Genomic DNA, 25,849 nt, shown 5'->3' on the forward strand with positions numbered 1-25,849 from the left:
TGTGAAAATGCGCTTGAGTGTAGAAGGCGCGGTATTATGCCTGCTTTGTCCGGCGGCATGAAAAGCCGGTGGTCGAGCATCATCGACGATCGAGTAGAAATTCAGGACCGCGTCGCCTTCTTCGCGGGCTCGCCCGCTCCCACAGGATCACCGCTGCCCTCAACGGCTGCGCTGTACCTGTAGGAGCGGGCGAGCCCGCGAAGGGGCGCGCAGCGGCCCCAAAAAATGGCGGAATGAAATACATGGCACCCTGGCTGACAGTTGTAGGTATCGGCGAAGACGGCTTCAGCGGCCTGGGCAAGCAGGCCCGGCGCGCGCTGCTGGGCGCTGCGCGGATCTTCGGCAGCCCGCGCCAGCTGGCCTTGCTGCCACGCTGCGTGGCCGGCGAACGGCTGGGCTGGCCAAGCCCGTTCTCGCTGGCCCCGGTACTGGCCCTGCGCGGCCAGCCGGTGTGCGTGCTGGCCAGCGGCGACCCGATGTTCTACGGCGTCGGCGCCAGCCTGGCGCGCCAACTGCCCGCCGCTGAAATACGCGTGCTGTCGATGCCCTCCTCCTGTGCCCTGGCCGCCGCCCGCCTGGGCTGGCCACTGCAGGACGTGCAGGTGGTATCGCTGGTCGCTCGGCCCCTGGCAGCGCTCAATGCCCACCTGCACAGCGGCCTGCGCCTGCTGGTGCTGAGCAACGACGGCGACAGCCCGGCAGCAATTGCCACGCAGCTGCGCGAGCGGGGCTTCGGGCCAAGCCGCCTGCGGGTCTTCGAACACTTGGGTGGCGTGGACGAACGTGAGTTGGCCGGCACCGCCCAGGGCTGGCCGCACAATGACGTCGCCGCGCTCAACCTGGTAGCCATCGAGTGCCTGGCCACGCCCGAGGCGCCGCGCCTGCACCGGCTGGCCGGGTTGCCGGACAGCGCCTTCCGGCATGACGGCCAGCTGACCAAGCGCGATGTCCGCGCCATCACCCTGGCCCGCCTGGCACCACAGCCCGGCGAGCTGCTGTGGGACGTGGGTGCCGGCTGCGGCTCGATCGGCATCGAATGGATGCGCGCCCACCCGGCCTGCCGCGCCTTGGCCATCGAGGCCGACGAAGGCCGCCAGGGCTTCATCGAACACAACCGTGATGCGCTGGGTGTACCCGGCCTGCAACTGGTCCGGGGCAAGGCACCGGCAGCGCTGGAGGGCCTGGAGCAACCGGATGCGATCTTCATCGGTGGCGGCGTCACCCGCGAAGGCGTGCTCGACCTGTGCTGGGCAAGCCTGCGCCCCGGCGGCCGGCTGGTAGCCAATGCGGTGACCCTGCAAAGCGAACTGGCCCTGGCGCATTTCCGTGAACGCCATGGCGGCGAGCTGACCCGCATCCATGTCGCCCATGCCCAGCCATTGGGCGCGTTCGACACTTGGCGCCAGGCGCTGCCGATCACCTTGCTGGACGTGGTGAAACCCGCCGATGCGTGAAGAAACCCGCGAACAGCCCGCTCCCCTGCGCAGCGGCCTGACCACCGGCAGCTGCGCCACCGCCACCAGCCTGGCGGCAGCACGCTTGCTGCTTGGTGGCGAGAGCAACGACGCCGTCAGCATCACCCTGCCCAAGGGCAAGGTGGTGCAGATGCGCCTGGAGTTCTGCCGCCTCACCAGCCAAGGTGCCGAAGCGGGCACGCTCAAGGACGCCGGCGACGACCCGGACGTGACCCACGGCGCCCTGCTCTATAGCCAGGTGCGCCTGCTGGCCGAACCGGGCATCCGTTTTGTCGCCGGCACCGGCGTCGGCACCGTGACCCGCCCGGGGCTGGTGCTGGCGGTGGGTGAGCCGGCCATCAACCCGGTGCCACGGCGCATGATCAGCGAACACCTGCAACGCCTGGCGGACGAATGCAGCTACCCCGGCGGCTTCGAGGTCACGGTCAATGTGCAGGGCGGCGAGCAACTGGCCCTGAAGACCATGAACCCGCGCCTGGGCATTCTCGGCGGGCTGTCGATCCTCGGCACCAGCGGAATCGTGCGGCCGTTTTCCTGCGCGGCCTACATCGCCTCGATCCACCAGGGCATCGACGTCGCCCACACCAACGGCTACACGCATATCGCCGCATGCACCGGCAACGCCAGCGAAGACACCATGCGCCGCGTCTATGGCCTGCCGGAAATAGCCCTGATCGAAATGGGCGACTTCGTCGGTGCGGTGCTCAAGCACCTGCGCAAGGTGCCGGTGCCACGCCTGACCCTGTGCGGCGGTTTCGGCAAGATCAGCAAACTGGCTGCCGGGCACATGGACCTGCACAGCCGCCACTCCAGCATCGACCTGCCGCAACTGGCCGGCTGGGCAGCGGACATCGGCGCTGACGAGGCGCTGCAGGCATCGATCATTACTGCCAACACCAGCCAGCAGGCCCTTGCACTGGCCCATGCAGCCGGCATCCCCTTGGGTGACGCGGTGTGCGGCCACGCCCTGGCCTTCGCCCGCAGCGTGGTGCCAGCGCAGGTGCAGGTGGAGGTGTTCGCCATCGACCGCCAGGGTGGCATCGTCGGCCGGGCGGGTGTGCAATGAACGGGCGCATCCTGCTGCTGGGCGGCGTCACTGAAGCCCTGGCCATCGCTCGCCGCCTGGGCCCGCAGCACGTCTACAGCCTGGCAGGCATCGGCCGGGTGCCGCAGGACCTGCAATGCCAGGTTCGGGTCGGCGGCTTTGGTGGTGCCGAAGGGCTGGCCAGCTACCTGCACGAGGCAGGCATCACGTTGCTGATCGATGCTACCCATCCCTATGCCGCACAGATCAGCGGCAATGCGGCCAACGCCGCACGCATGGCCGGTATCCCGTGCTGGGCCTTGCGCCGCCCGGCCTGGCAGGCGCAAACGGGGGACGACTGGCGCGAGGTCGAGGACTGGGCGGGGTTGATCGAGGTACTCAAGCCGTTTCGCAGGCCATTGTTCACGCTAGGGCGTGAGCCGCTGCAACATCTGGACGAGATACCGCCGGAGCAGTTCTGGACCTTGCGTGCGCTGGAGACGTGCCCTGGCAACGATCGCTGCGAAGTGATTGGCGCGCGCGGGCCGTTCCATATCGAGGATGAGCGGGCGTTGTTCCAGCGCCGTAAGATCGATGTGCTGATCAGCAAGAACAGCGGCAGCGTGGCGACCGAACCGAAGCTGGAAGTGGTGCGGGAGCTGGGGATACCTGTGCTGATCCTGAAGCGACCGGCTTTGCCGGATGTGGACCGGGCATTCGACTCGCCAGCCGACCTGGCTGCGGCACTCGACCTGCAATAACAAATTTCGCAAACACGCTGCAGCCCCCTGTGGGAGCGGGTTTACCCGCGAAGAAATCAACGCGGTGCATGGCGCCGGCTTCGCCGGTGTTCGCGGGTGAACCCGCTCCCACAGGGGACGCGGCAACTTTCATGTATTTGCACAAGACAGTTGCTCCTACAGCCATTTCGGACTTTTCTTGCAAACCATGAAGTGGCCATGTGCCGCACTGCTACCTTAAACTCGGCACTCCCTCCCGGAAGGCGCTACCCATATGGAAATGCAATGGTGGATCTGGCTGGTCTTCGGCATCGCGCTGATCCTGCTCGAACTGGTCCTGCCGACGTTCTTCATCCTCTGGTTCGGCATCGGTGCCGTGCTGGTGTCGCTCATTTCGCTGGCCGCCCCCAGCCTGCAACTGGACATGCAGGTGCTGCTGTGGGTGCTGATGTCGTCAGTCACCACGGCACTGTGGTTCAAGCTGTTCCGGCGCAAGCAACCAGACGTGCGCTGGACCGCCGAAAGCGTGATCGGTGAAGTAGGGCTGCTGACTGCTGGTGTGTCGGAGTTCCAGAAAGGCCGTGTGCGCTTCCAGAAGCCTATCCTCGGCAACGAGGAATGGACCTGCGTCGCCAACAGCGAGATCGCGGCCGGCGAGCGGGTACGCCTGACCGCCATCGAAGGGAACACCGCCCGGGTCATCCGGGCCTGAATCCGCACTAAAAGGAATTTCGCATCATGACCAGCCTCATCGTCGTCGTCGCCATCGCCCTGTTCGTCCTGATCACCGTGTTCAAGGGGGTGCGCATCGTGCCCCAGGGCGAGGAATGGGTCGTCGAGCGCCTGGGCCGCTACCAAAGCACGCTCAAGCCCGGCCTGAACATCGTCATCCCGTACATGGACGTGGTCGCCTACCGCCTGCCGACCAAGGACATCATCCTCGATGTGCAGCAGCAGGAAATCATCACCCGGGACAACGCGGTGATCGTCGCCAACGCCCTGTGCTTCGCCAAGGTGGTCGACCCGCAGAAGGCCTCCTATGGCGTGCAGGACTTCTCGTTCGCCGTCACCAGCCTGACCATGACCTCGCTGCGCGCCATCGTCGGCGCCATGGACCTGGACGAAGCGCTGTCCAGCCGCGAGCAGATCAAGGCGCGCCTGCGCGAGGCGATGTCCGAGCAGACCGAAGACTGGGGCGTGACCGTACGCTCGGTGGAAATCCAGGACATCAAGCCCTCGGAGAACATGCAACTGGCCATGGAGCGCCAGGCGGCAGCAGAGCGTGAGCGCAAGGCCGACGTGACCCGAGCCGAAGGGGCCAAGCAGGCGGCGATCCTGGAAGCAGAAGCACGCTTGCAGGCTGCCAGGCTGGATGCCGAAGCGCAGATCAGCCTGGCCGAGGCCTCGGCGCGGGCGATTTCGCTGGTCAAGGACGCGGTCGGCAACGAGACCGTGCCGGCGATGTACCTGCTGGGCGAGCGCTATGTGGGGGCGATGGAGAACCTGGCGGGCAGCAGCAATGCCAAGGTGGTGGTGCTGCCGGCGGACCTGCAGGAGACCGTGCGTGGGCTGATGGGGCGTGGCAAGGCTTGAGGGTACCTTTGCCTTCATCGCCGGCAAGCCAGCTCCCACAGGTTTACCACAGGCCTTGAAATCTGTGCGGTCCCTGTGGGAGCTGGCTTGCCGGCGATTGGGCTGCAAAGCAGCCCCTCGAAGGGCCCGGCCTGCGTCACTTCACCGCACCCCGCCATTTTTACCTATACTCCGCCTTACAATACCCACCACGATTCCTGACCGGATCTCTCCATGCCCCCACGTCGGCACATCGCCTGGATAGCCTGCCTTGCAGTGCTGTTCAACCTGCTGGCCATGCCGCTGTCTTCCGCCGCGCCCAAGGGCCCGGCCGAACAGCTGCTGTGGGGGGCCTTCTGTTCCAGCATGGCCAACAAGGCCAAGGTCGACGTCCAGGCCTTGGCCAAGATCGACCTCGGCCCGCAAAGCGACGACAGCGCCAGCATGATGAATTGCTGGTGCTGCTCCGGTGCCGCGCCGCTGCTGGCCCTGCCCGGTTACCCGCCGCAGCTGCACAACCCGCCGATACTGCTCGCCGGCCTGCTGCCGCCACCCGCCGACTACCACGCCACGCCGCGCCAACTCTGGCCGGCGCTCAATCCCCGTGCCTCTCCGCTGGCCTGAGTTCTTCACGCTGTCTGCCTGAACCTGAACAGAAACGGAGATTCACCATGCTCAAGCACGCCCTCGTCATGGCCGCCCTGCTGCTGCCCGGCGCCTTTGCCAATGCCCACGAATACAGCGTGGGTGACCTGCACATCGCCCACCCCTGGTCACTGCAGCTGCCCCCCAACGCCCCCAACGTCGCGGCGTATTTCGTGGTGCACAACAATGGCCAGGCCGACGACCGCCTGCTCAGCGTCGATAGCCCCATCAGCGATGACGCACAACTGCACGAGCATGCCATGAGCGCCAGCGGTGCCATGAAGATGCAGCAGGTGCCCAGCGTGGTGGTGCCCGCAGGCAAGGACCTGACCTTCGCCCCCAGCGCCTACCATGTGATGCTGATGCAGCCCAAGGACCGCAGCCTGCTCAGCGACGGCAAGCGCTTCCCGTTGACCCTGCACTTCGAAAAGGCCGGCGATATCACCGTCGATGTGGCCGTGCAGAAGCAGGCGCCGACGGACCAGCCGCAAGCCCACGAACACGCGCACTGATCACCCGCTGAAAGGCACTCGCCATGAGCCTGCCGCGCAACAGCATCAGCCGTACCACCCGCCCTGACCGCAGGCGCGCCGGTGGCGGATGGCTGAGCCTGTTCGCCATGTGGATGATCTTCATCGGCCCGCTGATTTCCCAGTCGATGCCGATGGACCACCACGCCGGCATGAGCATGCCGATGGACATGCCGATGGCCACCGCCCATCAGCATGGCGGCGACACCCATCACGGCCAGGCTGGCGATGGCCAGCTGCATGTGATGTGGGAAAAGTGCGGTTACTGCAGCCTGTTGTTCAACTGCCCGGCCCTGCCCCAGGCCCTCAGCCCGCTCAGTGCCGGCAGCGTCGTACCCACCACCCACCTGTACGCACCCACGCGCCAGGGCCATGCCCGGCAGGCTGTATTCCCCGGCGCGCGCAGCCGCGCCCCACCTTCCTCGATCAACGTCTGAACCCACATTTTTTGCGCACGGAGCCAGGAGGCTTCGCGCTGACTCATGACTGATCGACTGGAATCATTATGTCCGGCTGCACCCCTGTTTTTGCCTTGTCCCTGCGTGGGACCATCGCCGCCGTGTGCGGCTCGCTGCTCGCGCCCGTGGCCCTGGCCGCCGACCCAGGCCATGAAGGCCATGCACACGACGCCCCCGAGCTGAGCCCGACGGTGATCACCGCCGTGGCCCCGAGCTCGCCGCTGACCGTGGTCACCAACCCGAAAGACCCGCGCCAGCCGGTGCCGGCCAGCGATGGCGCCGACTACCTGAAGACCATCCCCGGCTTCTCGGCCATCCGCGCCGGCGGCACCAACGGCGACCCGGTACTGCGCGGCATGTTCGGCTCGCGCCTGAACATCCTCACCAATGGCGGCCTGATGCTGGGCGCCTGCCCCAACCGCATGGACGCCCCCACGTCGTACATCTCGCCGGAAACCTACGACCGCCTGACCGTCATCAAAGGCCCGCAAAGCGTGATCTGGGGCCCGGGCGGCTCGGCGGGCACCATCCTCTTCGAGCGCGAGCCGGAGAAGTTCGGCACCCTCGGCAGCCGGGTCAATGCCAGCCTGCTGGCCGGCTCCAACGGCCGTTTCGACAAGGTGCTGGACACTGCCGCCGGCAACGACCAGGCCTACGCCCGCTTCGTCGGCAACCAGTCGCGCTCGGACGACTACCACGACGGCGATGACAACACCGTGCCGTCACGCTGGGACAAGTGGAACGGCGATGTCGCCCTCGGCTGGACCCCCGACCAGGACACCCTGCTGGAACTCACCGCCGGCAAGGGCGATGGCGAGGCCCGCTATGCCGGGCGTGGCATGGACGGCTCGCAGTTCAAGCGCGAAAGCCTGGGCCTGCGTTTCGAAAAGTCCAACCTCGGCGAGGTGCTCGACAAGGTCGAGGCGCAGGTCTACTACAACTACGCCGACCACGTGATGGACAACTACAGCCTGCGCACGCCTTCGGGCAGCGGCATGATGGGCATGCCGATGGTCAGCAACGTCGACCGCCGCACCATGGGCGCACGCATCAAGGCCACCTGGCGCTGGGCTGATGTTCAACTGATCGGCGGCATCGACGCGCAGGCCAACGAACATCGCAAGCGCGGTGGCATGGGTGTGGACGCGCACAAGGGCAAGGCCTGGACCAAGGACGCCGACTTCCACAACTACGGTGCCTTCGGCGAGCTGACCTGGTACGTCAGCGGCGAGGACCGGTTGATCAGCGGTGCCCGCCTGGACCGCGCCTCGGCCCGCGACTTCCGCGCGACCAGCGCCACCAACGGCGACACCCGCGCCGACACCCTGCCCAGCGGCTTCGTACGCTACGAGCACGACCTGGCGGCGCTGCCAGCCACCACCTACATCGGCCTAGGCCATGCGCAACGCTTCCCCGACTACTGGGAGCTGTTCTCGGCGGGCGACCCCACCGGCTCGGTCAATGCCTTCGACAGCATCAAGCCGGAGAAGACCACCCAGCTCGACTTCGGTGTCCAGTACCGCGACGAGCGCATGGAAGCCTGGGCTTCCGGCTACGTGGGGCAGATCCGCGACTACATCCTGTTCGACTACCAGGGGATGAGCTCCCGGGCGCGCAATATCGACGCCCGCATCATGGGCGGCGAACTGGGCGCGGCCTACCAGCTGACGGAAAACTGGAAGGCCGATGCCACGCTGGCCTACGCCTGGGGCAAGAACAGCAGTGACGGCACGGCACTACCGCAAATGCCGCCCCTGGAAAGCCGCCTGGGCCTGACCTACAGCCGCGATGTCTGGAGCGTCGGCGCACTGTGGCGGCTGGTGGCGGCGCAGAACCGCATCGCCGAGAACCAGGGCAACGTGGTCGGCAAGGACTACGACAAGAGCGCCGGCTTCGGCGTGTTCTCGCTCAATGGTGCCTACAAGGTAAGCAACCACCTCAAGCTCAGCGCAGGGGTCGACAACCTGTTCGACAAGACCTACGCCGAGCACTTGAACCTGGCCGGGAACGCCGGGTTCGGCTACCCGGCTACCGATCCACAGCCGGTCAACGAGCCAGGCAGGACCTTCTGGACCAAGGTCGACTTCAGCTTCTGACAACAACAACGGGCGCGGCGCAGGTCGCGCCCATCTGCTGGTCAAACAGGAGGTTCCCATGAGAGGAACACGCATCAACTTCTACAACCTGGCCTGGCGTTGGCACTTCTATGCGGGGCTGTTCGTGGCCCCGTTCATGATCCTGCTGGCAATCACCGGGATAATCTACCTGTTCAAGCCGCAGCTCGACCCGCTGCTGTACCGCGAGCTGATGGTGGTCGAAGCCGGCCACCACCGACAGGGCGCGGACACGATGCTGGCCGAGGTGCGCAAGGCCTACCCCAAGGGCCACGTTGGCCAGTACCTGCCGCCGCTGGACGCCGAACGCAGCGCACAATTCGTGGTGCATGACGCCGGGCGCGAACTGAACGTGTTCGTCGACCCCTATAGCGGCAAAGTCCTCGGCGAACAGGATGGCAAGCAGAACCTGCAGGCCATCGCCCGCGCCCTGCATGGCGAACTGATGGTCGGCACGGTCGGTGACCGCCTGGTAGAACTGGCCGCGGGCTGGGGCATCGTGCTGGTGGTGTCGGGCCTGTACTTGTGGTGGCCACGCGGGCGCAATGGTGCTGGCGTGCTGTGGCCACGGCTGTCGGCACGCGGCCGACTGTTCTGGCGCGACCTGCATGCGGTGACCGGTTTCTGGGGCTCGGCCTTGTTGCTGCTGATGCTGGTCAGCGGCATGACCTGGACCGGCCTGTGGGGCAAGCAGTACGCCGACTTGTGGAACCGCTTTCCGGCGGCCATGTGGAACGACGTGCCCAAGTCGGACCAACAGGCGGGTGAACTCAACAGCGCGCACCGCCAGACCGTGCCTTGGGCGATGGAAAACACGCCGATGCCGCAGTCCGGTGCACACGCCGAACATGCCGGGCATCACATGATGTCGAGCGCGCCGGCAGCGCCACAGATAAGCCTGCAGCAGGTCGAAGACATCGCTACCGCGCGCCAGGTCGAACCGGGTTACAGCATCACCGCGCCGACCACGGCCGATGGCGTGTTCACCATCGCCGTATTCGCCGACGACCCGCGCAACGACGCCACCCTGCATGTCGACCAATACACCGGCAAGGTGCTGGCCGATGTGCGCTGGCAGGACTACAGCCCGGTCGCCCGTGCCACCGAGCTGGGTGTGATGCTGCATGAAGGCAAGATGTTCGGGGCGTTCAACCAGATCATCATCCTGCTGGTGTGCCTGATGATCTTGCTGGGCTCGGTGAGCGGGCTGGTGATGTGGTGGAAGCGCAGGCCGGCCGGCGGGCTGGGTGTGCCGCCGCTGCGCCATGACCTGCCGCGCTGGAAAGTTGCGGTGGGGGTGATGCTGGTGCTGGGGTTGATGTTCCCGCTGGTGGGGGTGTCGATGGTGGTGATGTGGCTGGTGGATAGCCTGGTGGTGAGGCGCGGCCGGGTGCTGGCCAGCGCCTGAGCCTTGCTTCGTCTGTGCCGGCCCTTTCGCGGGTAAACCCGCTCCCACAGTTTCTGCGCCAAGCCTTAGGGCAGCGCGGTCCCTGTGGGAGCGGGTTCACCCGCGAAGAGGCCGGCACAGGCACAACACTGCTCCCCAAAAGTCGAGTCGATCTGTCGCGCCCCGAACTGGAACGCGCGTGTTAGCCTAGCCGGCTACCTCTGACAAGACGACCGACTGTCCAACGGAATGCAGCCTATGACGCAAACCTCACCCACAGCGCCAGATGAACAGCATCTGCAGCGCAACCTGACCAACCGCCACATCCAGCTGATCGCCATCGGTGGCGCGATCGGTACCGGCCTGTTCATGGGCTCGGGCAAGACCATCAGCCTGGCCGGGCCGTCGATCATCTTCGTCTACATGATCATCGGCTTCATGCTGTTCTTCGTCATGCGCGCCATGGGCGAACTGCTGCTGTCGAACCTCAACTACAAGTCGTTCATCGATTTCTCCGCCGACCTGCTCGGCCCCTGGGCGGGCTACTTCACCGGCTGGACCTACTGGTTCTGCTGGGTAGTCACCGGCATCGCCGACGTGGTCGCGATCGCGGCCTATACGCAGTTCTGGTTCCCCGAACTGCCGCAGTGGATACCGGCGCTGACCTGCGTGGGGCTGCTGCTGTCGCTGAACCTGGTGACGGTGAAGATGTTCGGTGAAATGGAATTCTGGTTCGCCCTGATCAAGATCGTCGCCATCATCGGCCTGGTCGTCACCGGCCTGTACATGGTCATCACCGGCTTCACCTCGCCCAGCGGGCGCACCGCGCAACTGGCCAACCTGTGGAATGACGGCGGCATGTTCCCCAATGGCCTGATGGGCTTCTTCGCCGGCTTCCAGATCGCCGTGTTCGCCTTCGTCGGCATCGAGCTGGTAGGCACCACCGCCGCCGAAGCGAAGAACCCGGAACGCACCCTGCCACGGGCGATCAACTCGATCCCGGTACGGATCATCGTGTTCTACGTGCTGGCGCTGATCGCGATCATGGCCGTGACCCCATGGCGCGACGTGGTGCCGGGCAAGAGCCCGTTCGTGGAGCTGTTCGTGCTGGCCGGCCTGCCGGCGGCGGCGAGCATCATCAACTTCGTGGTGCTGACCTCGGCGGCCTCGTCGGCCAACAGCGGCGTGTTCTCCACCAGCCGCATGCTCTACGGCCTGAGCCAGGAGGGTGACGCACCCAAGGCCTTCGAGAAACTGTCGAGCCGCTCGGTACCAGCCAACGGCCTGTACTTCTCCTGCACCTGCCTGCTGCTGGGTGCAGTGCTGATCTACCTGGTGCCGAACGTGGTCGAGGCATTCACCCTGGTCACCACCGTTTCGGCGGTGCTGTTCATGTTCGTCTGGACACTGATCCTGCTGTCGTACCTGAAGTACCGCAAACACCGCGCAGGGCTGCACCAGGCCTCGAAGTACAAGATGCCGGGCGGGCGCTTCATGTGCTACGTGTGTTTGGTGTTCTTTGCCTTCATCCTGGTGTTGCTGAGCCTGGAAGACGATACCCGCGCGGCATTGCTGGTGACGCCGATCTGGTTTGTGCTGCTGGCAGTGACCTATCAGGGGGTGCGCAGCAAGCGTCATCCGCGCACGGCTGTGCGTAACGGCTGATGGCCCAGGGGGCTGCTCTGCAGCCCTTTCGCCGGCAAGCCAGGCTCCCACCTCGACCGCATCGACCTCAAGTCATGCGCTATCAACTGTCTTGTGTTGCCTGTACTGGCCTCATCGCCGGCAAGCCAGCTCCCACAGGGACAGCGCATGGCTCGAGGCCGATGCGGTCGAGGTGGCAGCCTGGCTTGCCGGCGATGGGCCGCACAGCGGCCCCAATCCTGTGCAAACAAATCCATCAGGCACCAACCTGGATCCAACCAACGCCCCAACACCTCGCACAACCCCTCTATTGCGCACCTTCCGCCGTTAGGCACACCCCTTGCAACACCCCTCCCCGCTTGCCCAACACATAAAAACTCAGCGGAGAGAGCACATGAAGCGACGCAGTCTGATCAAGGCCTTCACCCTTAGCGCATCGATTGCCGCAATGGGCCTGAGCTGGAGCATCCAGGCCGCCGAAACCATCAAGGTCGGCATCCTGCATTCGCTGTCGGGAACCATGGCCATTTCCGAGACTTCGCTCAAGGACATGGCGCTGATGACCATCGAGCAGATCAACGCCAAGGGCGGCGTGAACGGCAAGCTGCTCGAACCGGTGGTGGTCGACCCGGCCTCCAACTGGCCGCTGTTCGCCGAAAAGAGCCGACAGCTGCTGACCCAGGACAAGGTGGCAGTGGTGTTCGGCTGCTGGACCTCGGTGTCACGCAAGTCGGTGCTGCCGGTGTTCGAAGAGCTCAACGGCCTGCTGTTCTACCCGGTGCAGTACGAGGGTGAAGAGATGTCGCCGAACGTGTTCTACACCGGCGCCGCGCCCAACCAGCAGGCCATCCCGGCCGTGGAGTACCTGATGAGCGAGGACGGCGGCAGCGCCAAGCGCTTCTTCCTGCTAGGCACCGACTACGTCTACCCGCGCACCACCAACAAGATCCTGCGTGCCTTCCTGCACAGCAAGGGAGTGGCCGACAAGGACATCGAGGAGGTGTACACGCCGTTCGGCCACAGCGATTACCAGACCATCGTCGCCAACATCAAGAAGTTCTCCGCCGGCGGCAAGACCGCGGTCATCTCCACGGTCAACGGCGACTCCAACGTGCCGTTCTACAAGGAGCTGGCCAACCAGGGCCTGAAGGCCACCGACGTGCCGGTGGTGGCGTTCTCGGTGGGCGAAGAAGAACTGCGCGGCATCGACACCAAGCCGCTGGTGGGCCATCTGGCGGCGTGGAACTACTTCGAGTCGGTGGATAACCCGGTCAACCAGAAATTCGTCGCCGACTGGAAGGCCTACGCCAAGGCCAAGGGCCTGCCAGGCGCCGACAAGGCGGTGACCAACGACCCGATGGAGGCCACCTACGTGGGCATCCACATGTGGGCGCAGGCGGTGGAGAAAGCCAAGTCCACCGATGTCGACAAGGTGCGTGAGGCACTGGCCGGGCAAAGCTTCGAGGCGCCGTCCGGCTTCACCCTGACCATGGACAAGACCAACCACCACCTGCACAAGCCGGTGATGATCGGCGAGATCCAGGATGACGGGCAGTTCAGCGTGATGTGGGAAACCGAGCAACCGCTGCGGGCGCAGCCATGGAGCCCGTTCATTCCCGGTAACGACAAGCGCCCTGATTACGCCGTGAAAGGTAACTGAGTGCATGGGGCCGCTGCGCGGCCCATTCGCGGGTAAACCCGCTCCCACAGGTACGGTGCAAGGTCTGAGACTTTTGCGATCCCTGTGGGAGCGGGTTCACCCGCGAAGAATCCAACACCGATTTTCAGGATTACTCGCATGCTCAGACTGCTGCTCACCCTGCTCCTGCTGATGCCCTTGGCAACCCAGGCCAGCGAGGGCGAATTCTTCCTCGCTGCCAAGCCCGCCGAGCAAGCCCGCCTGCTCGAAGGCTGGGCGGCGCAACCCGATGCCGCCCGCCTGCCGCTGCTTGAGAACCTGCACCAGGGTCGCATCGCCGAAGGTGACACGCGCAAGGTGCGCCTGAACAACCGCCTGCGCGGCCTGATCGACAACGCCCTGGCCAGCCACCAGTTGCTCAGCGACAACAGCGACATCCGCCTGGCCGCTGCCCAACAACTACAGAAAAGCGCGCAACCGGCGCAAATGGCCTTCCTCGACCGGCGCTTCGCCAGCGAACCGGATGCCGCCGTGCACGCCGCCCTCGGCCTGGCCCTGGCCAACCTGCAACTGGGCGCCAGCGAACCGGCAGTACGCCTGGCCGCCGTTCGCCTGCTCGGCGAAACCGGCGACCCGCTGGCCCGCACCCGCCTCGAAGCCTTGCTGCAACCCGACGCCGAGAGCGACGCAGCCGTACGCACCGCGGCCGAAACCAGCCTGGCCCAGGTCAAGCGCAAGCTGCTGGTGGGCGAACTGCTCGGCCAGGCCTTCAGCGGCCTGTCGCTGGGCTCGATCCTGCTGCTCGCAGCCCTTGGCCTGGCCATCACCTTCGGCCTGCTCGGGGTGATCAACATGGCCCACGGCGAAATGCTGATGCTCGGCGCCTACAGCACCTACATGGTCCAGGTACTGCTGCAGCGCTATGCCCCCGGCGCCATCGAGTTCTACCCGCTGATCGCTTTGCCAGTGGCGTTCGCCATCAGTGCCGGGGTCGGCATGGCATTGGAGCGCACGGTAATCCGCCACCTGTATGGCCGCCCACTGGAAACCCTGCTGGCGACCTGGGGCATCAGCCTGATCCTGATCCAGGCCATCCGCCTGCTGTTCGGCGCGCAGAACGTCGAAGTCAGCAACCCGACCTGGCTGTCGGGGGGCATCCAGCTGCTGCCCAACCTGGTGCTGCCATACAACCGCCTGGTGATCATCGGCTTCGCCCTGGCCGTGGTACTGCTCACCTGGCTGCTGCTCAACCGCACACGGCTGGGCCTGAACGTGCGCGCGGTCACCCAGAACCGCAACATGGCCGCCTGCTGCGGCGTGTCCACCGGGCGCGTAGACATGCTCGCCTTCGGCCTCGGCTCGGGCATCGCCGGGCTCGGCGGCGTGGCCCTGAGCCAGGTCGGCAACGTCGGCCCGGACCTGGGCCAGAGCTACATCATCGACTCGTTCCTGGTGGTGGTGCTCGGCGGCGTCGGCCAGTTGGCCGGCAGCCTGTGGGCAGCCTTCGGCCTTGGCATCGCCAACAAGCTGCTAGAGCCGCAGATCGGCGCCGTGCTCGGCAAGATCCTCATCCTTGCGTTGATCATTCTGTTCATCCAGAAGCGCCCGCAAGGCCTGTTCGCCCTCAAGGGACGGGTAATCGACTGATGAACCAGCCACTGCTTGTCACCGCTACGCAAAAGGCCGGGCCACGCCTGACCCTGGCCATCGGCGCCGTCGTCGTCCTGCTGCTGGTGGCCCTGCCGCTGCTGTCGCTGCTGCCGGCGGACCATGCCCTGCAAGTGTCGGCCTACACCCTGACCCTGGTCGGCAAGATCCTCTGCTACGCCATCGTCGCCCTGGCCCTGGACCTGGTCTGGGGCTATGCAGGGCTGCTGTCGCTAGGCCACGGGCTGTTCTTCGCCCTCGGTGGCTACGCCATGGGCATGTACCTGATGCGCCAGGCCGCCGGTGACGACCTGCCAGGGTTCATGACCTTCCTGTCGTGGAGCGAGCTGCCCTGGTACTGGGCCGGTACCCAGCATTTCGCCTGGGCCCTGTGCCTGATGGTGCTGGCGCCCGGGCTGCTGGCGCTGGTGTTCGGCTGGTTCGCCTTCCGCTCGCGGATCAAGGGCGTGTACTTCTCGATCATGACCCAGGCGCTGACCTTTGCCGGCATGTTGCTGTTCTTCCGCAACGAAACCGGCTTTGGCGGCAACAACGGCTTTACCAGCTTCCGCACCATCCTTGGCTTCGACATTGCCGCCCAAGGCACCCGCGCGGTGCTGTTCCTGCTCACCGTCGGCCTGCTGCTGGCCAGCCTGTACCTGTGCTGGCGCCTCACCCGCAGCAAGTTCGGCCGCCTGCTCACCGCCGTGCGCGACGCCGAAAACCGCCTGATGTTCTGTGGCTACGACCCACGCGGTTTCAAGCTGCTGGTGTGGGTGCTAAGCGCCGTACTGTGCGGCCTGGCCGGTGCGCTGTACGTACCGCAGGTGGGCATCATCAACCCCAGCGAGATGTCGCCGACCAACTCCATCGAAGCCGCCGTGTGGGTGGCCCTGGGCGGGCGCGGCACCTTGATCGGCCCGCTGCTCGGCGCCGGCCTGGTCAATGGCATGAAAAGCTGGTTCACCGTGGCCTTCCCGGAGTTCTGGCTGTTCTTCCTCGGCGCGTTGTTCATCCTCGTCACCCTGTACCTGCCCAAGGGCGTGGTCGGCCTGTTGAAGAAAAGGAGCCAGCCATGAGAAGCGTGCCCCCGGTCCACCCGGAATTCATGCTCGAACCGGTGTTCGACAACCTCGGCGCCGGCCGCGACGCCATCGGTCTGGGCCACAGCCGCAAGGCCGGCCTCGATACCCGCCATGGCACGGTGCTGAGCCTGGAAGACATAAGCGTCAGCTTCGATGGCTTCAAGGCGCTGAACGCGCTGAACCTGTACATCGGCGTGGGCGAGCTGCGCTGCATCATCGGCCCCAACGGGGCCGGCAAGACCACGATGATGGATGTGATCACCGGCAAGACCCGGCCCGACAGCGGTACGGCCTATTTCGGTGACACCCTCGACCTGACCCGCATGAGCGAATACCAGATCGCCCAGGCCGGCATAGGCCGCAAGTTCCAGAAGCCCACGGTGTTCGAGGCGCTGACGGTGTTCGAAAACCTGGAGCTGGCGCTGAAGACCGACAAGTCGGTATTGGCCAGCCTGGCAGCGCGCCTGGGTGGTGAACAGCGCCAGCGCATCGAGGAGGTGCTGGGCACCTTGCGCCTGCTGCCGCTGGCCCAGCGTCAGGCGGGCTTGCTATCGCATGGGCAGAAGCAGTTCCTGGAGATCGGCATGTTGCTGGTGCAGGAGCCGCAACTGCTGTTGCTGGACGAGCCGGTGGCGGGCATGACCGATGCCGAGACCGAGTTCACCGCCGAGCTGTTCAAGGGGTTGGCTGGCAAGCATTCGCTGATGGTGGTGGAGCATGACATGGGGTTTGTCGGCAGCATTGCCGACCATGTGACCGTGCTGCACCAGGGCAGCGTGCTGGCGGAAGGGTCGCTGGAGCAGGTGCAGGCGGATGAGCGGGTGGTCGAGGTGTATCTGGGCCGCTAGATATGGATACCTGTGCCGGCCTCTTCGCGGGTAAACCCGCTCCCACAGGTACGGCACAGGCCTGAAGAGCTGCGCGGTCCTTGTGGGAGCGGGTTCACCCGCGAAAAGGCCGGCACAGGCAAAGCAGATTTCCCAGGAACCACACATGCTGAAAATCGACACCCTGCACCAGTACTACGGCGGCAGCCATATCCTCCGGGGTCTGTCCTTCGAAGCCAAGGTCGGCGAAGTCACCTGCCTGCTGGGCCGCAACGGCGTGGGCAAGACCACCCTGCTGCGCTGCCTGATGGGCCTGGTCCCGGCGCGCGACGGCAGCATCGAATGGGAAGGCAGGCCGATCACCAGCCTCAAGCCCCAGCAACGGGTCCACGCCGGCATCGCCTACGTGCCCCAGGGCCGCGAGATCTTCCCGCGCCTCACTGTCGAGGAAAACCTGCTGATGGGCCTTTCGCGCTTCCCCGCCCGTGAAGCTCGGGAAGTACCGCCCTTCATCTACGAACTGTTCCCCGTGCTGGAACAGATGAAACAACGCCGTGGCGGTGACCTGTCCGGCGGCCAGCAGCAACAGCTGGCCATCGGCCGCGCGCTGGCCAGCCGCCCGCGCCTGCTGATCCTCGACGAGCCCACCGAGGGTATCCAGCCTTCGGTGATCAAGGAGATCGGCGCAGTCATCCGCCGCCTGGCCGAGCGTGGCGACATGGCAATCCTGCTGGTGGAGCAGTTCTACGACTTCGCCGAGGAGCTGGCCGACCAGTATCTGGTGATGGCCCGTGGCGAGATCATCCAGCGGGGGCGCGGTGAAAACATGCAGGCCGAAGGTGTGCGCGGGCTGGTAACCATTTAATCTGCAAGCAACAACCCTGCGAGACGCTGTCATGAGTCATGAAATCCGCGACGCCCTGCCTTCCGACGTGCCGGGCATCCTCGACATCTACAACGACGCGGTGCGCAACACCACGGCGATCTGGAACGAAACCCCGGTGGACCTGGCCAACCGCCTGGCCTGGTTTGCCGCACGTGCGCAGCAGGGTTACCCGATCCTGGTGGCGGTGGATGAGAGCGGGGTGCTGGGCTATGCGTCGTTTGGCGACTGGCGGCCGTTCGAGGGCTTTCGCCTTACCGTTGAGCATTCGGTGTATATCCGCAGCGACCAGCGTGGCAAGGGGCTGGGTCCGGTGCTGATGGCGGCGCTGATCGAGCGTGCGCGCGCGCGTGGCAAGCATGTGATGGTGGCGGCCATCGAGAGCGGCAATGCAGCGTCGGTGCGCCTGCACGAGCGGCTGGGCTTCGTGGTGACCGGGCAGATGCCGCAGGTGGGGGTGAAGTTTGGCCGGTGGCTGGACTTGACCTTCATGCAGCTGGTGCTGAACCCGGGGGCAGAACCAAGCTGAATTTGATTTTGCCTGTACTGGCCTCTTCGCGGGTAAACCCGCTCCCACAGGTACTGCGCACATCTCAGGAATCGTGCGATCCCTGTGGGAGCGGGTTCACCCGCGAAGAGGCCGGGCCTGCAAACCTCACATCTGGGTAAACCTGCCCAACCGCTGCCTCAGCATGTTGTTCTCGCTGCGCAACTGCTGCACTTCCTGCAGCAGTTCCAGCGCCAGCGCCACCCCTTCCCACTCCAGTTCCAGCTCCTGATGCAGCTTCGCCGCGCGTTTGGCCAACAACGGCGCCTGATCGTCGAACAACCAGTCCTCCGGCGTTCGGCCGGAAGGTTCGACAATGCCGTGCTCGACGATTTCGATCACGCAGTCAGCCGTGATATCGGCCTCCTGACACAAGGTACGCATGTCCAGTTGAACGATCAGGGTGCTGCTCATGATCACTTACTCCATTGTGTCCTCGGGTTGAACGCAGCCTTCTCGGAAAGCTTGCTCCACAATTCGCGGGCAGACTCGTCGGATGCTGGCGGCATGACCACTTTCAGCTGCGCGTAAAGGTTGCCGCGCTCGCCACTCTTGTTGGCCAGGCCCTTGCCCGGCACGCGCAGGCGCTGGCCGCTCTGGCTGTCGGGGCGGATGGTGAGGTTGATCTTGCCGTCCAGGGTCGGCACGGCCACCTTGGCGCCCAGTGCTGCCTCCCACGGTGCCAGCGGCACGGTGATGATCAGGTCATGACCTTCGACATCGAACAGCGGGTGCGGTGCCATGCGAATGGTCAGGAACAGGTCGCCATTGGCCCCGCCACCACTGCCCGGCGCGCCCTGGCCCTTGAGGCGGATGCGCTCGCCGTCGGTCACCCCTGCCGGGATCTTCACGTTCAGGGTCTTGGTAGTGAAGCCGGTGCGCTGGCCCATGGCATTGGTCTGCGGCACCTGGAAGCTGATCTGCTTGGACTCCTTGCTCAGGGTCTCTTCAAGGAATACCGCCAGTTCTAGCTCCACGTCCTGCCCCCGCCTGCCGGCGCTGCGTTGCTGCTGCCGGGCACCACCGAACGGGTTGCCGCCCCGGCCACCAAAGATCGAGCTGAAAAAGTCGGAAAAATCACCGCCTTCGAAACCACCGCCACCGCCGCGGCTTTCCCAGCCCGGTGGTGCCTGGAACGGCCGGCCATGCTGGCCGCCGTACTTGCGGATTTCGTCGAATTCGGCACGTTTCTGCGCGTCGCCCAGCACTTCGTAGGCCTCGTTGGCCTCCTTGAATTTTTCCTCGGCGTCGCGCTCCTTGCTGACATCGGGGTGATACTTGCGCGCCAGCTTGCGGTACGCGGCCTTGATCGCCTTGTCGTCCGCCGTGGGCTCTACGCCGAGTATCTTGTAATAATCTTTGAAGTCCATCTATGGATCACCAATGTGAATGTGCGTGTTGCAAAAGAAGATAGGGGTCAAGCATAGCCTTTCAAGACCGCCTTGGGTTTGCTCCATGGCAGACGACCGGTCTTGATTCTGTAGCCAACTGGCATACACTGCGCGGCCGTTTTGCCTCCGGAAGCTCATTCCCCATGTCTGACGTATCCCCGGCCCGCGCCCTGGGCATCGACTTTGGCACCTCCAACTCCACGGTCGGCTGGCACCGCCCCGGCGTCGAGTCGCTGATTGCCCTGGAAGACGGCAAGATCACCTTGCCCTCGGTGGTGTTCTTCAACATCGAGGAGCGTCGCCCGGTATATGGCCGCCTGGCACTGCACGAGTACCTGGAAGGCTACGAAGGCCGCCTGATGCGTTCGCTGAAAAGCCTGCTGGGCTCCAAGCTGATCAAGCACGACACCAGCGTGCTGGGCAGCGCCCTGCCGTTCAAGGACCTGCTGGGCATGTTCATCGGCGAGCTGAAAAAACGCGCAGAGGCCGCTGCCGGGCGTGAGTTCGAGCAGGTGGTGCTGGGCCGCCCGGTGTTCTTCGTCGACGAAGACCCGGCCGCCGACCAGGAGGCCGAGGACACCCTGGCCGAAGTGGCGCGCAAGATCGGCTTCAAGGATGTGTCGTTCCAGTACGAGCCGATTGCCGCGGCCTTCGACTACGAGTCGAGCATCAGCCGCGAAGAGCTGGTGCTGATCGTCGACATTGGCGGTGGTACCTCGGACTTCACCCTGATCCGCCTGTCGCCCGAGCGCCACCTGGTGGCCGAGCGCCAGAGCGACATCCTCGCCACCGGCGGCGTGCACATTGGCGGTACCGACTTCGACAAGCAGCTGAGCCTGCAGGGCGTGATGCCGCTGTTCGGCTACGGCAGCCGCATGAAGAGCGGCGCGCTGATGCCGACCAGCTATCACCTCAACCTCGCCACCTGGCACACCATCAACGCCCTGTATTCGCAGAAGTCGCAGCTGGCGCTGGGCAGCATGCGCTATGACATCGAGGACACGCTGGGCATCGACCGCCTGTTCAAGCTGATCGAAGAGCGTGCCGGGCACTGGTTGGCGATGGAGGTGGAGGCCAGCAAGATCGAGCTGACCGAGCAGCAGAGCCGCCACGTCGACCTCGGCCGCATCGAGCGCGAGCTGGGCGTGGACCTGTCACGGGCGCTGTTCGAGGGGGCTATCGAAGGGTTGCTGGAGCGGGTGCGTGGTAGCGTGAGCGAACTGCTGGCCAAGGCTGGAGTGAGCGAAACACAGGTCGATACGGTGTTCTTCACCGGCGGCTCCAGCGGGATTCCGGCGCTGCGCAACAGCGTGTCGGCGATGCTGCCGAATGCGCGGCATGTGGAAGGCAACATCTTTGGCAGCATTGGTAGCGGGCTGGCCATCGAGGCGCGCAAGCGTTACGGCGTAGCCTGAGCCATCCCTTTCACCTGTGCCGGCCTCTTCGCGGGTAAACCCGCTCCCACAGGGTCCCCGCAAGTCTTGAGAGAAGTGGCGGACCTGTGGGAGCGGGTTTACCCGCGAAGAGGCCGGTACTGGTCAATAAAGAATCAGACCAGTTCGGCCCGCTTCAGCTCACTCTTCAGGTAGGCATAGTAGATCGGCCCCGCCACCACCCCCGGCAGCCCGAACGCCGCTTCGAACACCAGCATCGCCAGCAGCAGTTCCCACGACTTGGCACTGATCTGCCCGCCCACGATCCGCGCGTTGAGGAAGTACTCGACCTTGTGGATGACGATCAGGTAACCCAGCGCCGCCGCCGCCACCCAGATCGACAGCGACAGGCCGACGATGGTGATCAGGGTATTCGACATCAGGTTGCCGATCACCGGCAGCAGGCCCAGCAGGAAGGTCAGCACGATCAGCGTCTTGGTCAGCGGCAGGTGCACGTCGAACATCGGCAGCACCACGGCCAGGAAGATGCCGGTGAAGGTGGTGTTGAGCAGCGAAATCTTGATCTGCGCGAAGACGATGTTGCGAAACGCCTGCACCAGCAGGCTCAGGCGCTCGAACAGCGCCGCCGCCAGCGGCTTGCGCCGGGAGATGTCGGGGATGCGCTGCAAGGCGACGATGGCGCCCAGGATCATGCCGATCAACAGGGTGACGAACATGTGCGCCATACCCTTGCCCACCAGCTGCAGGTCGCTCAGGTGGCTCTTGATCCAGTCACCGATGGCCACCTTGAACTCCGCCGCACTGGCCGGCAGGTAGCCTTCGATGAACGGCGGCAACTGCCCGCGGGCGCGCTCCACCAGGGCCATGAACTTGTCCAGCGAAGCCCCGGGGTTTTCCGCCTCGTGCAGCAAAAAGCTGAAAGCACCGGCAAACAGCAGGGTCAGGGTGCTGACCACCAGCGTGCCGAGCAGCGCTACAGCCAACCAGCGGGCACGCTGCCCGGCAATCAGCGGCTGCAGCCGCGGCGTGAGCATGTTGACCAGCTCGAACACCAGCAGGCCGGCCAGCAGGCTCGGCAGCAATTTCAGGGGCAACGCCAGCAACAGGCCGGCAAACACGATGATCCAGCTGGCCAGGGTGACCTGGCGGGGGGTGAAGGTCATACAGCCTCAACGGCAGACAACGGGAAAGACCCGCAGTCTGCCAGCCTTACGTCTGCAGGCATAGGCGCAGGTCATTTCTTCTTCAGGCAGTCGCTCATGAACGCTTTGCGCTCGTCACCCTTCAGGGCCTTGGTGGTGGCGTCGGCGTTGCAGGTTTTCATCTTTTCTTGCTGGGTTTGCGGCACATCCTTCTTCAGGCAGGTGCTCATGAAGGCTTTGCGCTCATCGCCCTTGAGGGCCTTGGCGGTGGCGTCGGCGTTGCAGGTTTTCATCTTTTCCTGCTGCGCGGTATTGGCGGCGAAGCCTTGGGCGCTGAACAACACCGCCAATACCAGTAAGGGGATTTGCAGCACTTTCATGGAGTAGTCTCCTTGGCTCCGCGCCCGATGCACGGGGGTCGAGCTGAGTGTAGCCAAGAATTCTCAACGCCCTGCCCGTGCCTGGCGGCGGTATTGCTCGGGCGTGCACTGGGCCTGGCGCTGGAACATGGCGATGAACGCCGAGGCGCTGCTGTAGCCCAGGTCGAAGGCGATGGCCTGGATCGGCTGGCCGGCCTCCAGCGCTTCGATGGCGCGCAGAAAGCGCAGGCGCAGGCGCCATTCGCCAAAACTGATGCCCAGTTCACGCAGGAACTGGCGGGCCAGGGTACGTTCGCTGACATGCACCTTGGCGGCCCAGTCGGCCAGCGGACGGTTGTCGCCCGGCTCGGCACCGAGGGCATCGAGCACCTGGCGCAAGCCTTCGCTGTGGGCAAACGGCAGGTAGCAGGCCTGGGTGGGCGCCAGCAGCAGCTGGTCGAGCAGCACTTGCACCAGGCGCTGGTCGCGCTCGCCCTCGGCCACCCGCAGGTCGCGCCGGGCGAAGTCGGCGAGGATGGCCTTGAGGATGTCGCTGATCATCAGGCTGCACGGTTGCTGCGGCAGTGCGGCGCACAGGCTGCGGTCCAGGTAGACCGAACGGTAGACGATGGCCTGTGGGTTGTAGCAGCCATGCTCGGTGTCGGGCGGCACCCACACGGCGTATTGCGGCGGCGACAGGAAGTGCTGGCCGGCGACCTCCAGGTGCATCACGCCGTGGGCGGTGTAGTTGAGCTGGCCCCAGGCGTGGCGATGCAGGGCGCTGCGGGTGTCGGCACCGAACTCGTCGTGACGGAAGTACACCGGGGCCGGGAGCCGGGTGAACTGGGGAATGTCGAGGTATTTGCGCGGCATGCTGTCTGCTTTGCGGGGTGGGTTGTCTGGATAGGAGTATAGGCTTGTTTACAGACAGTTGATAATGGCTGCCATCGGGGCCTGCTGCGCAGGCCTTCGCGGGCTTGCCCGCTCCCACAGGGATATCACAGGCCTGAAAGCTGGCGCAGATCCTGTGGGAGCGGGCGAGCCCGCGAAGGGCTGCAAAGCAGCCCCAATCCAAGCCCCAACGAGTAACCTGCTACATGAACTACCTGTTCCCCCTGACCGCCATCCTGATATGGGCCGGCAACACCGTGGTCACCAAGATGTCCGCCGGCGCCATCCACCCCGCCGAGATCGGTTTCTACCGCTGGCTGCTGGCCGCGCTGTTGTTCACCCCGTTCCTGCTGCCCGCCGTGTGGCGCAATCGCGCGGCCATTCGCCCGCACCTGGGCAAGGTTTTCGTGCTGGGCGTGCTGGGCATGGCGCTGTACCAGAGCCTGGCCTACTTCGCCGCCGGCATCACCAGCGCCACCAACATGGGCATCATCCTCTCGCTGATGCCACTGATGTCACTGGCACTGTCCATCGCCTGGCTGGGCCAGCGCCTGAGCTACGGCGCCCTGCTGGGCGCGCTGGTGTCATTTTTCGGCGTGCTTGAAGTGGTCAGCGCCGGCCACCCCGCCAGCCTGTTGCAACAAGGCCTGAACAGCGGCGACCTGCTGATGCTGGTGGCCACACTGGCCTACGCGCTGTACAGCTTCCTGCTGAAGAAATGGCAGCTGCGCCTGCCGCCGATGCAGCTGCTGTACCTGCAGGTGCTGGTAGCCATCGTCGTGCTGCTGCCGCTGTTCGTGCTGTCGGACAAGACTGGCCTGAACAGCCGCAACATCGGCCTGGTGCTGTACGCCTGCGTGCTGGCCTCGATGATCGCGCCCCTGGTGTGGATGCAGGCCGTGCACCGCCTGGGGCCCAGCCGCACCACGCTGTTCTTCAACCTGCTGCCGCTGGTCACGGCACTGATCGCCGCCGTGGTGCTCGACGAGCAGCTGGCCCGCTATCACCTGGTCGGCGGCCTGCTGACCCTGGCGGGCGTGGTGCTGGCCGAGCGCTGGACCACACCGATCCGTCGTTAGAGCCCTGCCGCCTTGAGCCGGGCCGCATGTTCGGTGAACAGTCGCACCGGTTCGGCACCCTTGCCCACCGCACCAAGCGACTGGTTGACGATATCCAGGTGGTCGAGCGGGTAATCGTCGCCGATCACCTGCCCCAGGTGCGAACTGAAGCGCCCGACCATACCGTCGCAATGGCCCTTTTCCTTGACGAAACTGCGCGCGAACAGGCGGCAGAAGTGGCTGCTGCCGTCGAAACGGTTGCGCCGCTGGTCGGTCAGGCCGGGCTGCAGGGTGCCGGACCAGGAGTAATAGCGCACCCCATCGACCTCATAGGCCCCTTCCCCGCCCCAGGTGTCTGGCAACCCCTGTGGATAAGCCTGGTTGAAGAGCGCCACCCCGGCGCTGGTCAACGACTGGTGCGAGGCGTGTACATCCACCGGCAGCGGGTCGCGGCGCCATCCGGTTTCCAGCCACACCAGCAGCACGGCCAAGCCATGCAGCACGGCCTTCAGGATGCGCCCCTGCGGGGAATTGCCCGGTGCCGTACGCTCCAGGTAGTCGGCCAGTTCCGAGCCATGGTTGGGCCCCGCCACCGAAGTGACCGAAGCCACCCGCCCGGGCCGCCTGGCAGCCGCGTAGCGCGCGCTCAGGGCACCCTGACTGTGGCCGATGAGGTTGACCTTTTCCGCTCCGGTGCGCAGGCAGATGTCTTCGATGATGGCCAGCAACTGCTCGCCGCGCACCTCGCTGGAATGCAGTGGCGAAACCTGCACCGGGAACACCTGCGCCCCGCCCTTGCGCAGGGCCGGCACGATGCCGAACCAGTAGGGGTAGAGCACTACCCGGACAAAACCGAGCATGCCCGGCACCAGCACCAACGGGTATCGCGTGGCCAATTCCTGATGCATTGCCCCAGCCCCTTTTCGTGGACGACCGGCCAACACTACAGCGGCCTTGATGACCATCGCAATCGAACTCCCGGCGCGCGCTGCGGTTCCAAACCACACATACCCTTTGCAAGGAGCGGGACCATGTACAAGCAGACTCTGGCAATCCTTCTGGCAAGCGCCACCCTCGCCGCCTGCGGCAGCCGCCCGGAAAACCCGGTGGACTACGTCACCTACCGCGACGAGCCGCTGGTCAAGCAGGTGGAAAAAGGCATGACCATGCAGAAAGTCATCGCCATCGGCGGCAGCCCGTCCAACGTGATCGACCTCCCCCATGGCGGCACCTGCAACGACTACATCCTCAACCACGATGGCCACCAGCAGCCCTACTACGTGCGCTTCGACGCCACCGGCCATGTCGACGCCAAGGGCTTCAAGACTTGCAAACAACGCGAAGAAGACAGCGACGCCGTCCACGGCGCCTGAGCCTTCCAGGCCATATCCATGACC

At 65.2% G+C, this 25,849-nt stretch carries 26 protein-coding genes; 20 read left to right on the plus strand and 6 right to left on the minus strand.

What is annotated here, in order from left to right; all coding sequences use genetic code 11:
• Positions 1 to 242 precede the first annotated feature (242 nt).
• From cbiE to ABX298_RS07660, 17 genes are all read left to right on the plus strand, one after another.
• Positions 243 to 1,454 carry a precorrin-6y C5,15-methyltransferase (decarboxylating) subunit CbiE gene (cbiE, locus tag ABX298_RS07580; protein ID WP_286100634.1) on the plus strand — a complete coding sequence of 404 codons (1,212 nt, stop codon included), beginning with the start codon at positions 243 to 245 and terminating at the stop codon, positions 1,452 to 1,454.
• Positions 1,447 to 2,541, plus strand: a complete 1,095-nt coding sequence (locus ABX298_RS07585) for a cobalt-precorrin-5B (C(1))-methyltransferase (protein ID WP_085614784.1) — start codon at positions 1,447 to 1,449, stop codon at positions 2,539 to 2,541. Before cbiE ends, ABX298_RS07585 begins: the two co-directional genes overlap by 8 nt.
• Positions 2,538 to 3,260: a cobalt-precorrin-6A reductase gene (locus ABX298_RS07590; protein WP_367394259.1), complete on the plus strand. Its 723-nt coding sequence runs from the start codon at positions 2,538 to 2,540 to the stop codon at positions 3,258 to 3,260. Before ABX298_RS07585 ends, ABX298_RS07590 begins: the two co-directional genes overlap by 4 nt.
• A 253-nt stretch (positions 3,261 to 3,513) precedes the next feature.
• Positions 3,514 to 3,951: an NfeD family protein gene (locus ABX298_RS07595; RefSeq protein ID WP_025340792.1), complete on the plus strand. Its 438-nt coding sequence runs from the start codon at positions 3,514 to 3,516 to the stop codon at positions 3,949 to 3,951.
• Between the two features lie 26 nt (positions 3,952 to 3,977).
• Positions 3,978 to 4,832 (plus strand): SPFH domain-containing protein, encoded by an 855-nt coding sequence (locus ABX298_RS07600; RefSeq protein ID WP_286100636.1) that lies wholly within the window; start codon positions 3,978 to 3,980, stop codon positions 4,830 to 4,832.
• A gap of 213 nt (positions 4,833 to 5,045) precedes the next feature.
• A complete protein-coding gene (locus ABX298_RS07605) occupies positions 5,046 to 5,435 on the plus strand; it encodes a DUF2946 domain-containing protein (RefSeq protein ID WP_024087799.1) in 390 nt (129 codons plus the stop codon).
• 47 nt (positions 5,436 to 5,482) lie between these two features.
• Positions 5,483 to 5,968 (plus strand): copper chaperone PCu(A)C, encoded by a 486-nt coding sequence (locus ABX298_RS07610; RefSeq protein WP_025340794.1) that lies wholly within the window; start codon positions 5,483 to 5,485, stop codon positions 5,966 to 5,968.
• A gap of 23 nt (positions 5,969 to 5,991) precedes the next feature.
• Positions 5,992 to 6,423, plus strand: coding sequence for a DUF2946 domain-containing protein (locus ABX298_RS07615; protein ID WP_286100637.1), 432 nt, complete (start codon positions 5,992 to 5,994; stop codon positions 6,421 to 6,423).
• A gap of 68 nt (positions 6,424 to 6,491) precedes the next feature.
• Positions 6,492 to 8,540, plus strand: a complete 2,049-nt coding sequence (locus ABX298_RS07620; protein WP_367394260.1) for a TonB-dependent copper receptor — start codon at positions 6,492 to 6,494, stop codon at positions 8,538 to 8,540.
• A 58-nt stretch (positions 8,541 to 8,598) separates the two neighbouring features.
• Positions 8,599 to 9,966 carry a PepSY domain-containing protein gene (locus tag ABX298_RS07625; RefSeq protein WP_075046503.1) on the plus strand — a complete coding sequence of 456 codons (1,368 nt, stop codon included), beginning with the start codon at positions 8,599 to 8,601 and terminating at the stop codon, positions 9,964 to 9,966.
• A gap of 237 nt (positions 9,967 to 10,203) precedes the next feature.
• Positions 10,204 to 11,610 carry a D-serine/D-alanine/glycine transporter gene (gene cycA / locus ABX298_RS07630; RefSeq protein ID WP_085587956.1) on the plus strand — a complete coding sequence of 469 codons (1,407 nt, stop codon included), beginning with the start codon at positions 10,204 to 10,206 and terminating at the stop codon, positions 11,608 to 11,610.
• 373 nt (positions 11,611 to 11,983) lie between these two features.
• Complete coding sequence (gene urtA / locus ABX298_RS07635) at positions 11,984 to 13,249, plus strand: urea ABC transporter substrate-binding protein (RefSeq protein ID WP_367394261.1); 1,266 nt, start codon at positions 11,984 to 11,986, stop codon at positions 13,247 to 13,249.
• A 171-nt stretch (positions 13,250 to 13,420) separates the two neighbouring features.
• Complete coding sequence (gene urtB / locus ABX298_RS07640; protein WP_367394474.1) at positions 13,421 to 14,875, plus strand: urea ABC transporter permease subunit UrtB; 1,455 nt, start codon at positions 13,421 to 13,423, stop codon at positions 14,873 to 14,875.
• Positions 14,875 to 15,954 (plus strand): urea ABC transporter permease subunit UrtC, encoded by a 1,080-nt coding sequence (gene urtC / locus ABX298_RS07645; protein WP_367394262.1) that lies wholly within the window; start codon positions 14,875 to 14,877, stop codon positions 15,952 to 15,954. The genes urtB and urtC overlap by 1 nt, the downstream gene beginning before the upstream one ends.
• Complete coding sequence (urtD, locus tag ABX298_RS07650; RefSeq protein ID WP_367394263.1) at positions 15,951 to 16,808, plus strand: urea ABC transporter ATP-binding protein UrtD; 858 nt, start codon at positions 15,951 to 15,953, stop codon at positions 16,806 to 16,808. The genes urtC and urtD overlap by 4 nt, the downstream gene beginning before the upstream one ends.
• A gap of 145 nt (positions 16,809 to 16,953) precedes the next feature.
• Positions 16,954 to 17,652: an urea ABC transporter ATP-binding subunit UrtE gene (gene urtE / locus ABX298_RS07655; RefSeq protein WP_274120274.1), complete on the plus strand. Its 699-nt coding sequence runs from the start codon at positions 16,954 to 16,956 to the stop codon at positions 17,650 to 17,652.
• 31 nt (positions 17,653 to 17,683) lie between these two features.
• The gene (locus ABX298_RS07660) at positions 17,684 to 18,199 is read left to right on the plus strand and encodes an N-acetyltransferase family protein (protein ID WP_367394264.1); all 516 of its coding nucleotides are present in this window, start codon (positions 17,684 to 17,686) and stop codon (positions 18,197 to 18,199) included.
• A gap of 126 nt (positions 18,200 to 18,325) precedes the next feature.
• On the opposite strand, the gene ABX298_RS07665 is transcribed toward ABX298_RS07660, so the two are convergent.
• Together ABX298_RS07665 and cbpA are read right to left on the minus strand one after the other, a co-directional pair.
• Positions 18,326 to 18,631 carry a chaperone modulator CbpM gene (locus ABX298_RS07665; RefSeq protein ID WP_025340803.1) on the minus strand — a complete coding sequence of 102 codons (306 nt, stop codon included), beginning with the start codon at positions 18,629 to 18,631 and terminating at the stop codon, positions 18,326 to 18,328.
• 2 nt (positions 18,632 to 18,633) lie between these two features.
• Positions 18,634 to 19,587 (minus strand): curved DNA-binding protein, encoded by a 954-nt coding sequence (gene cbpA, locus ABX298_RS07670; RefSeq protein ID WP_100413365.1) that lies wholly within the window; start codon positions 19,585 to 19,587, stop codon positions 18,634 to 18,636.
• Between the two features lie 164 nt (positions 19,588 to 19,751).
• On the opposite strand from cbpA, the gene ABX298_RS07675 reads away from it, so the two are divergent.
• Entirely contained in the window at positions 19,752 to 21,023 is a 1,272-nt protein-coding gene (locus tag ABX298_RS07675; RefSeq protein ID WP_085587946.1) for an Hsp70 family protein, read from the plus strand.
• Between the two features lie 134 nt (positions 21,024 to 21,157).
• Here the strand turns inward: ABX298_RS07675 and ABX298_RS07680 are convergent, their stop codons facing one another.
• The 3 genes from ABX298_RS07680 to ABX298_RS07690 all read right to left on the minus strand — a co-directional run bounded on the left by ABX298_RS07680 (position 21,158) and on the right by ABX298_RS07690 (position 23,376).
• Positions 21,158 to 22,165, minus strand: a complete 1,008-nt coding sequence (locus ABX298_RS07680) for an AI-2E family transporter (RefSeq protein WP_025340806.1) — start codon at positions 22,163 to 22,165, stop codon at positions 21,158 to 21,160.
• A 71-nt stretch (positions 22,166 to 22,236) separates the two neighbouring features.
• Positions 22,237 to 22,524, minus strand: coding sequence for a PsiF family protein (locus ABX298_RS07685; protein WP_003258250.1), 288 nt, complete (start codon positions 22,522 to 22,524; stop codon positions 22,237 to 22,239).
• Between the two features lie 63 nt (positions 22,525 to 22,587).
• The gene (locus ABX298_RS07690; RefSeq protein ID WP_025340807.1) at positions 22,588 to 23,376 is read right to left on the minus strand and encodes a helix-turn-helix domain-containing protein; all 789 of its coding nucleotides are present in this window, start codon (positions 23,374 to 23,376) and stop codon (positions 22,588 to 22,590) included.
• 224 nt (positions 23,377 to 23,600) lie between these two features.
• On the opposite strand from ABX298_RS07690, the gene ABX298_RS07695 reads away from it, so the two are divergent.
• Complete coding sequence (locus ABX298_RS07695; RefSeq protein ID WP_075046511.1) at positions 23,601 to 24,473, plus strand: DMT family transporter; 873 nt, start codon at positions 23,601 to 23,603, stop codon at positions 24,471 to 24,473.
• Here the strand turns inward: ABX298_RS07695 and ABX298_RS07700 are convergent.
• The gene (locus ABX298_RS07700) at positions 24,470 to 25,360 is read right to left on the minus strand and encodes an alpha/beta fold hydrolase (protein ID WP_367394265.1); all 891 of its coding nucleotides are present in this window, start codon (positions 25,358 to 25,360) and stop codon (positions 24,470 to 24,472) included. The two genes, ABX298_RS07695 and ABX298_RS07700, sit on opposite strands and share 4 nt — an antisense overlap.
• A 123-nt stretch (positions 25,361 to 25,483) precedes the next feature.
• On the opposite strand from ABX298_RS07700, the gene osmE reads away from it, so the two are divergent.
• Entirely contained in the window at positions 25,484 to 25,825 is a 342-nt protein-coding gene (gene osmE, locus ABX298_RS07705; RefSeq protein WP_015271980.1) for an osmotically-inducible lipoprotein OsmE, read from the plus strand.
• Positions 25,826 to 25,849: the final 24 nt, after the last annotated feature.

Source organism: Pseudomonas sp. X4, from assembly GCF_040784925.1.
GTDB classification, from domain to species: Bacteria; Pseudomonadota; Gammaproteobacteria; order Pseudomonadales; family Pseudomonadaceae; genus Aquipseudomonas; species Aquipseudomonas putida_Z.

Bases quoted from the DNA above. Each gene is read 5' to 3' on its own strand.
- cbiE (WP_286100634.1), top strand. From the start codon at position 243: ATGGCACCCTGGCTGACAGTTGTAGGTATCGGCGAAGACGGCTTCAGC.
- ABX298_RS07585 (WP_085614784.1), top strand. From the start codon at position 1,447: ATGCGTGAAGAAACCCGCGAACAGCCCGCTCCCCTGCGCAGCGGCCTG.
- ABX298_RS07590 (WP_367394259.1), top strand. From the start codon at position 2,538: ATGAACGGGCGCATCCTGCTGCTGGGCGGCGTCACTGAAGCCCTGGCC.
- ABX298_RS07595 (WP_025340792.1), top strand. From the start codon at position 3,514: ATGGAAATGCAATGGTGGATCTGGCTGGTCTTCGGCATCGCGCTGATC.
- ABX298_RS07600 (WP_286100636.1), top strand. From the start codon at position 3,978: ATGACCAGCCTCATCGTCGTCGTCGCCATCGCCCTGTTCGTCCTGATC.
- ABX298_RS07605 (WP_024087799.1), top strand. From the start codon at position 5,046: ATGCCCCCACGTCGGCACATCGCCTGGATAGCCTGCCTTGCAGTGCTG.
- ABX298_RS07610 (WP_025340794.1), top strand. From the start codon at position 5,483: ATGCTCAAGCACGCCCTCGTCATGGCCGCCCTGCTGCTGCCCGGCGCC.
- ABX298_RS07615 (WP_286100637.1), top strand. From the start codon at position 5,992: ATGAGCCTGCCGCGCAACAGCATCAGCCGTACCACCCGCCCTGACCGC.
- ABX298_RS07620 (WP_367394260.1), top strand. From the start codon at position 6,492: ATGTCCGGCTGCACCCCTGTTTTTGCCTTGTCCCTGCGTGGGACCATC.
- ABX298_RS07625 (WP_075046503.1), top strand. From the start codon at position 8,599: ATGAGAGGAACACGCATCAACTTCTACAACCTGGCCTGGCGTTGGCAC.
- cycA (WP_085587956.1), top strand. From the start codon at position 10,204: ATGACGCAAACCTCACCCACAGCGCCAGATGAACAGCATCTGCAGCGC.
- urtA (WP_367394261.1), top strand. From the start codon at position 11,984: ATGAAGCGACGCAGTCTGATCAAGGCCTTCACCCTTAGCGCATCGATT.
- urtB (WP_367394474.1), top strand. From the start codon at position 13,421: ATGCCCTTGGCAACCCAGGCCAGCGAGGGCGAATTCTTCCTCGCTGCC.
- urtC (WP_367394262.1), top strand. From the start codon at position 14,875: ATGAACCAGCCACTGCTTGTCACCGCTACGCAAAAGGCCGGGCCACGC.
- urtD (WP_367394263.1), top strand. From the start codon at position 15,951: ATGAGAAGCGTGCCCCCGGTCCACCCGGAATTCATGCTCGAACCGGTG.
- urtE (WP_274120274.1), top strand. From the start codon at position 16,954: ATGCTGAAAATCGACACCCTGCACCAGTACTACGGCGGCAGCCATATC.
- ABX298_RS07660 (WP_367394264.1), top strand. From the start codon at position 17,684: ATGAGTCATGAAATCCGCGACGCCCTGCCTTCCGACGTGCCGGGCATC.
- ABX298_RS07665 (WP_025340803.1), bottom strand. From the start codon at position 18,631: ATGAGCAGCACCCTGATCGTTCAACTGGACATGCGTACCTTGTGTCAG.
- cbpA (WP_100413365.1), bottom strand. From the start codon at position 19,587: ATGGACTTCAAAGATTATTACAAGATACTCGGCGTAGAGCCCACGGCG.
- ABX298_RS07675 (WP_085587946.1), top strand. From the start codon at position 19,752: ATGTCTGACGTATCCCCGGCCCGCGCCCTGGGCATCGACTTTGGCACC.
- ABX298_RS07680 (WP_025340806.1), bottom strand. From the start codon at position 22,165: ATGACCTTCACCCCCCGCCAGGTCACCCTGGCCAGCTGGATCATCGTG.
- ABX298_RS07685 (WP_003258250.1), bottom strand. From the start codon at position 22,524: ATGAAAGTGCTGCAAATCCCCTTACTGGTATTGGCGGTGTTGTTCAGC.
- ABX298_RS07690 (WP_025340807.1), bottom strand. From the start codon at position 23,376: ATGCCGCGCAAATACCTCGACATTCCCCAGTTCACCCGGCTCCCGGCC.
- ABX298_RS07695 (WP_075046511.1), top strand. From the start codon at position 23,601: ATGAACTACCTGTTCCCCCTGACCGCCATCCTGATATGGGCCGGCAAC.
- ABX298_RS07700 (WP_367394265.1), bottom strand. From the start codon at position 25,360: ATGCATCAGGAATTGGCCACGCGATACCCGTTGGTGCTGGTGCCGGGC.
- osmE (WP_015271980.1), top strand. From the start codon at position 25,484: ATGTACAAGCAGACTCTGGCAATCCTTCTGGCAAGCGCCACCCTCGCC.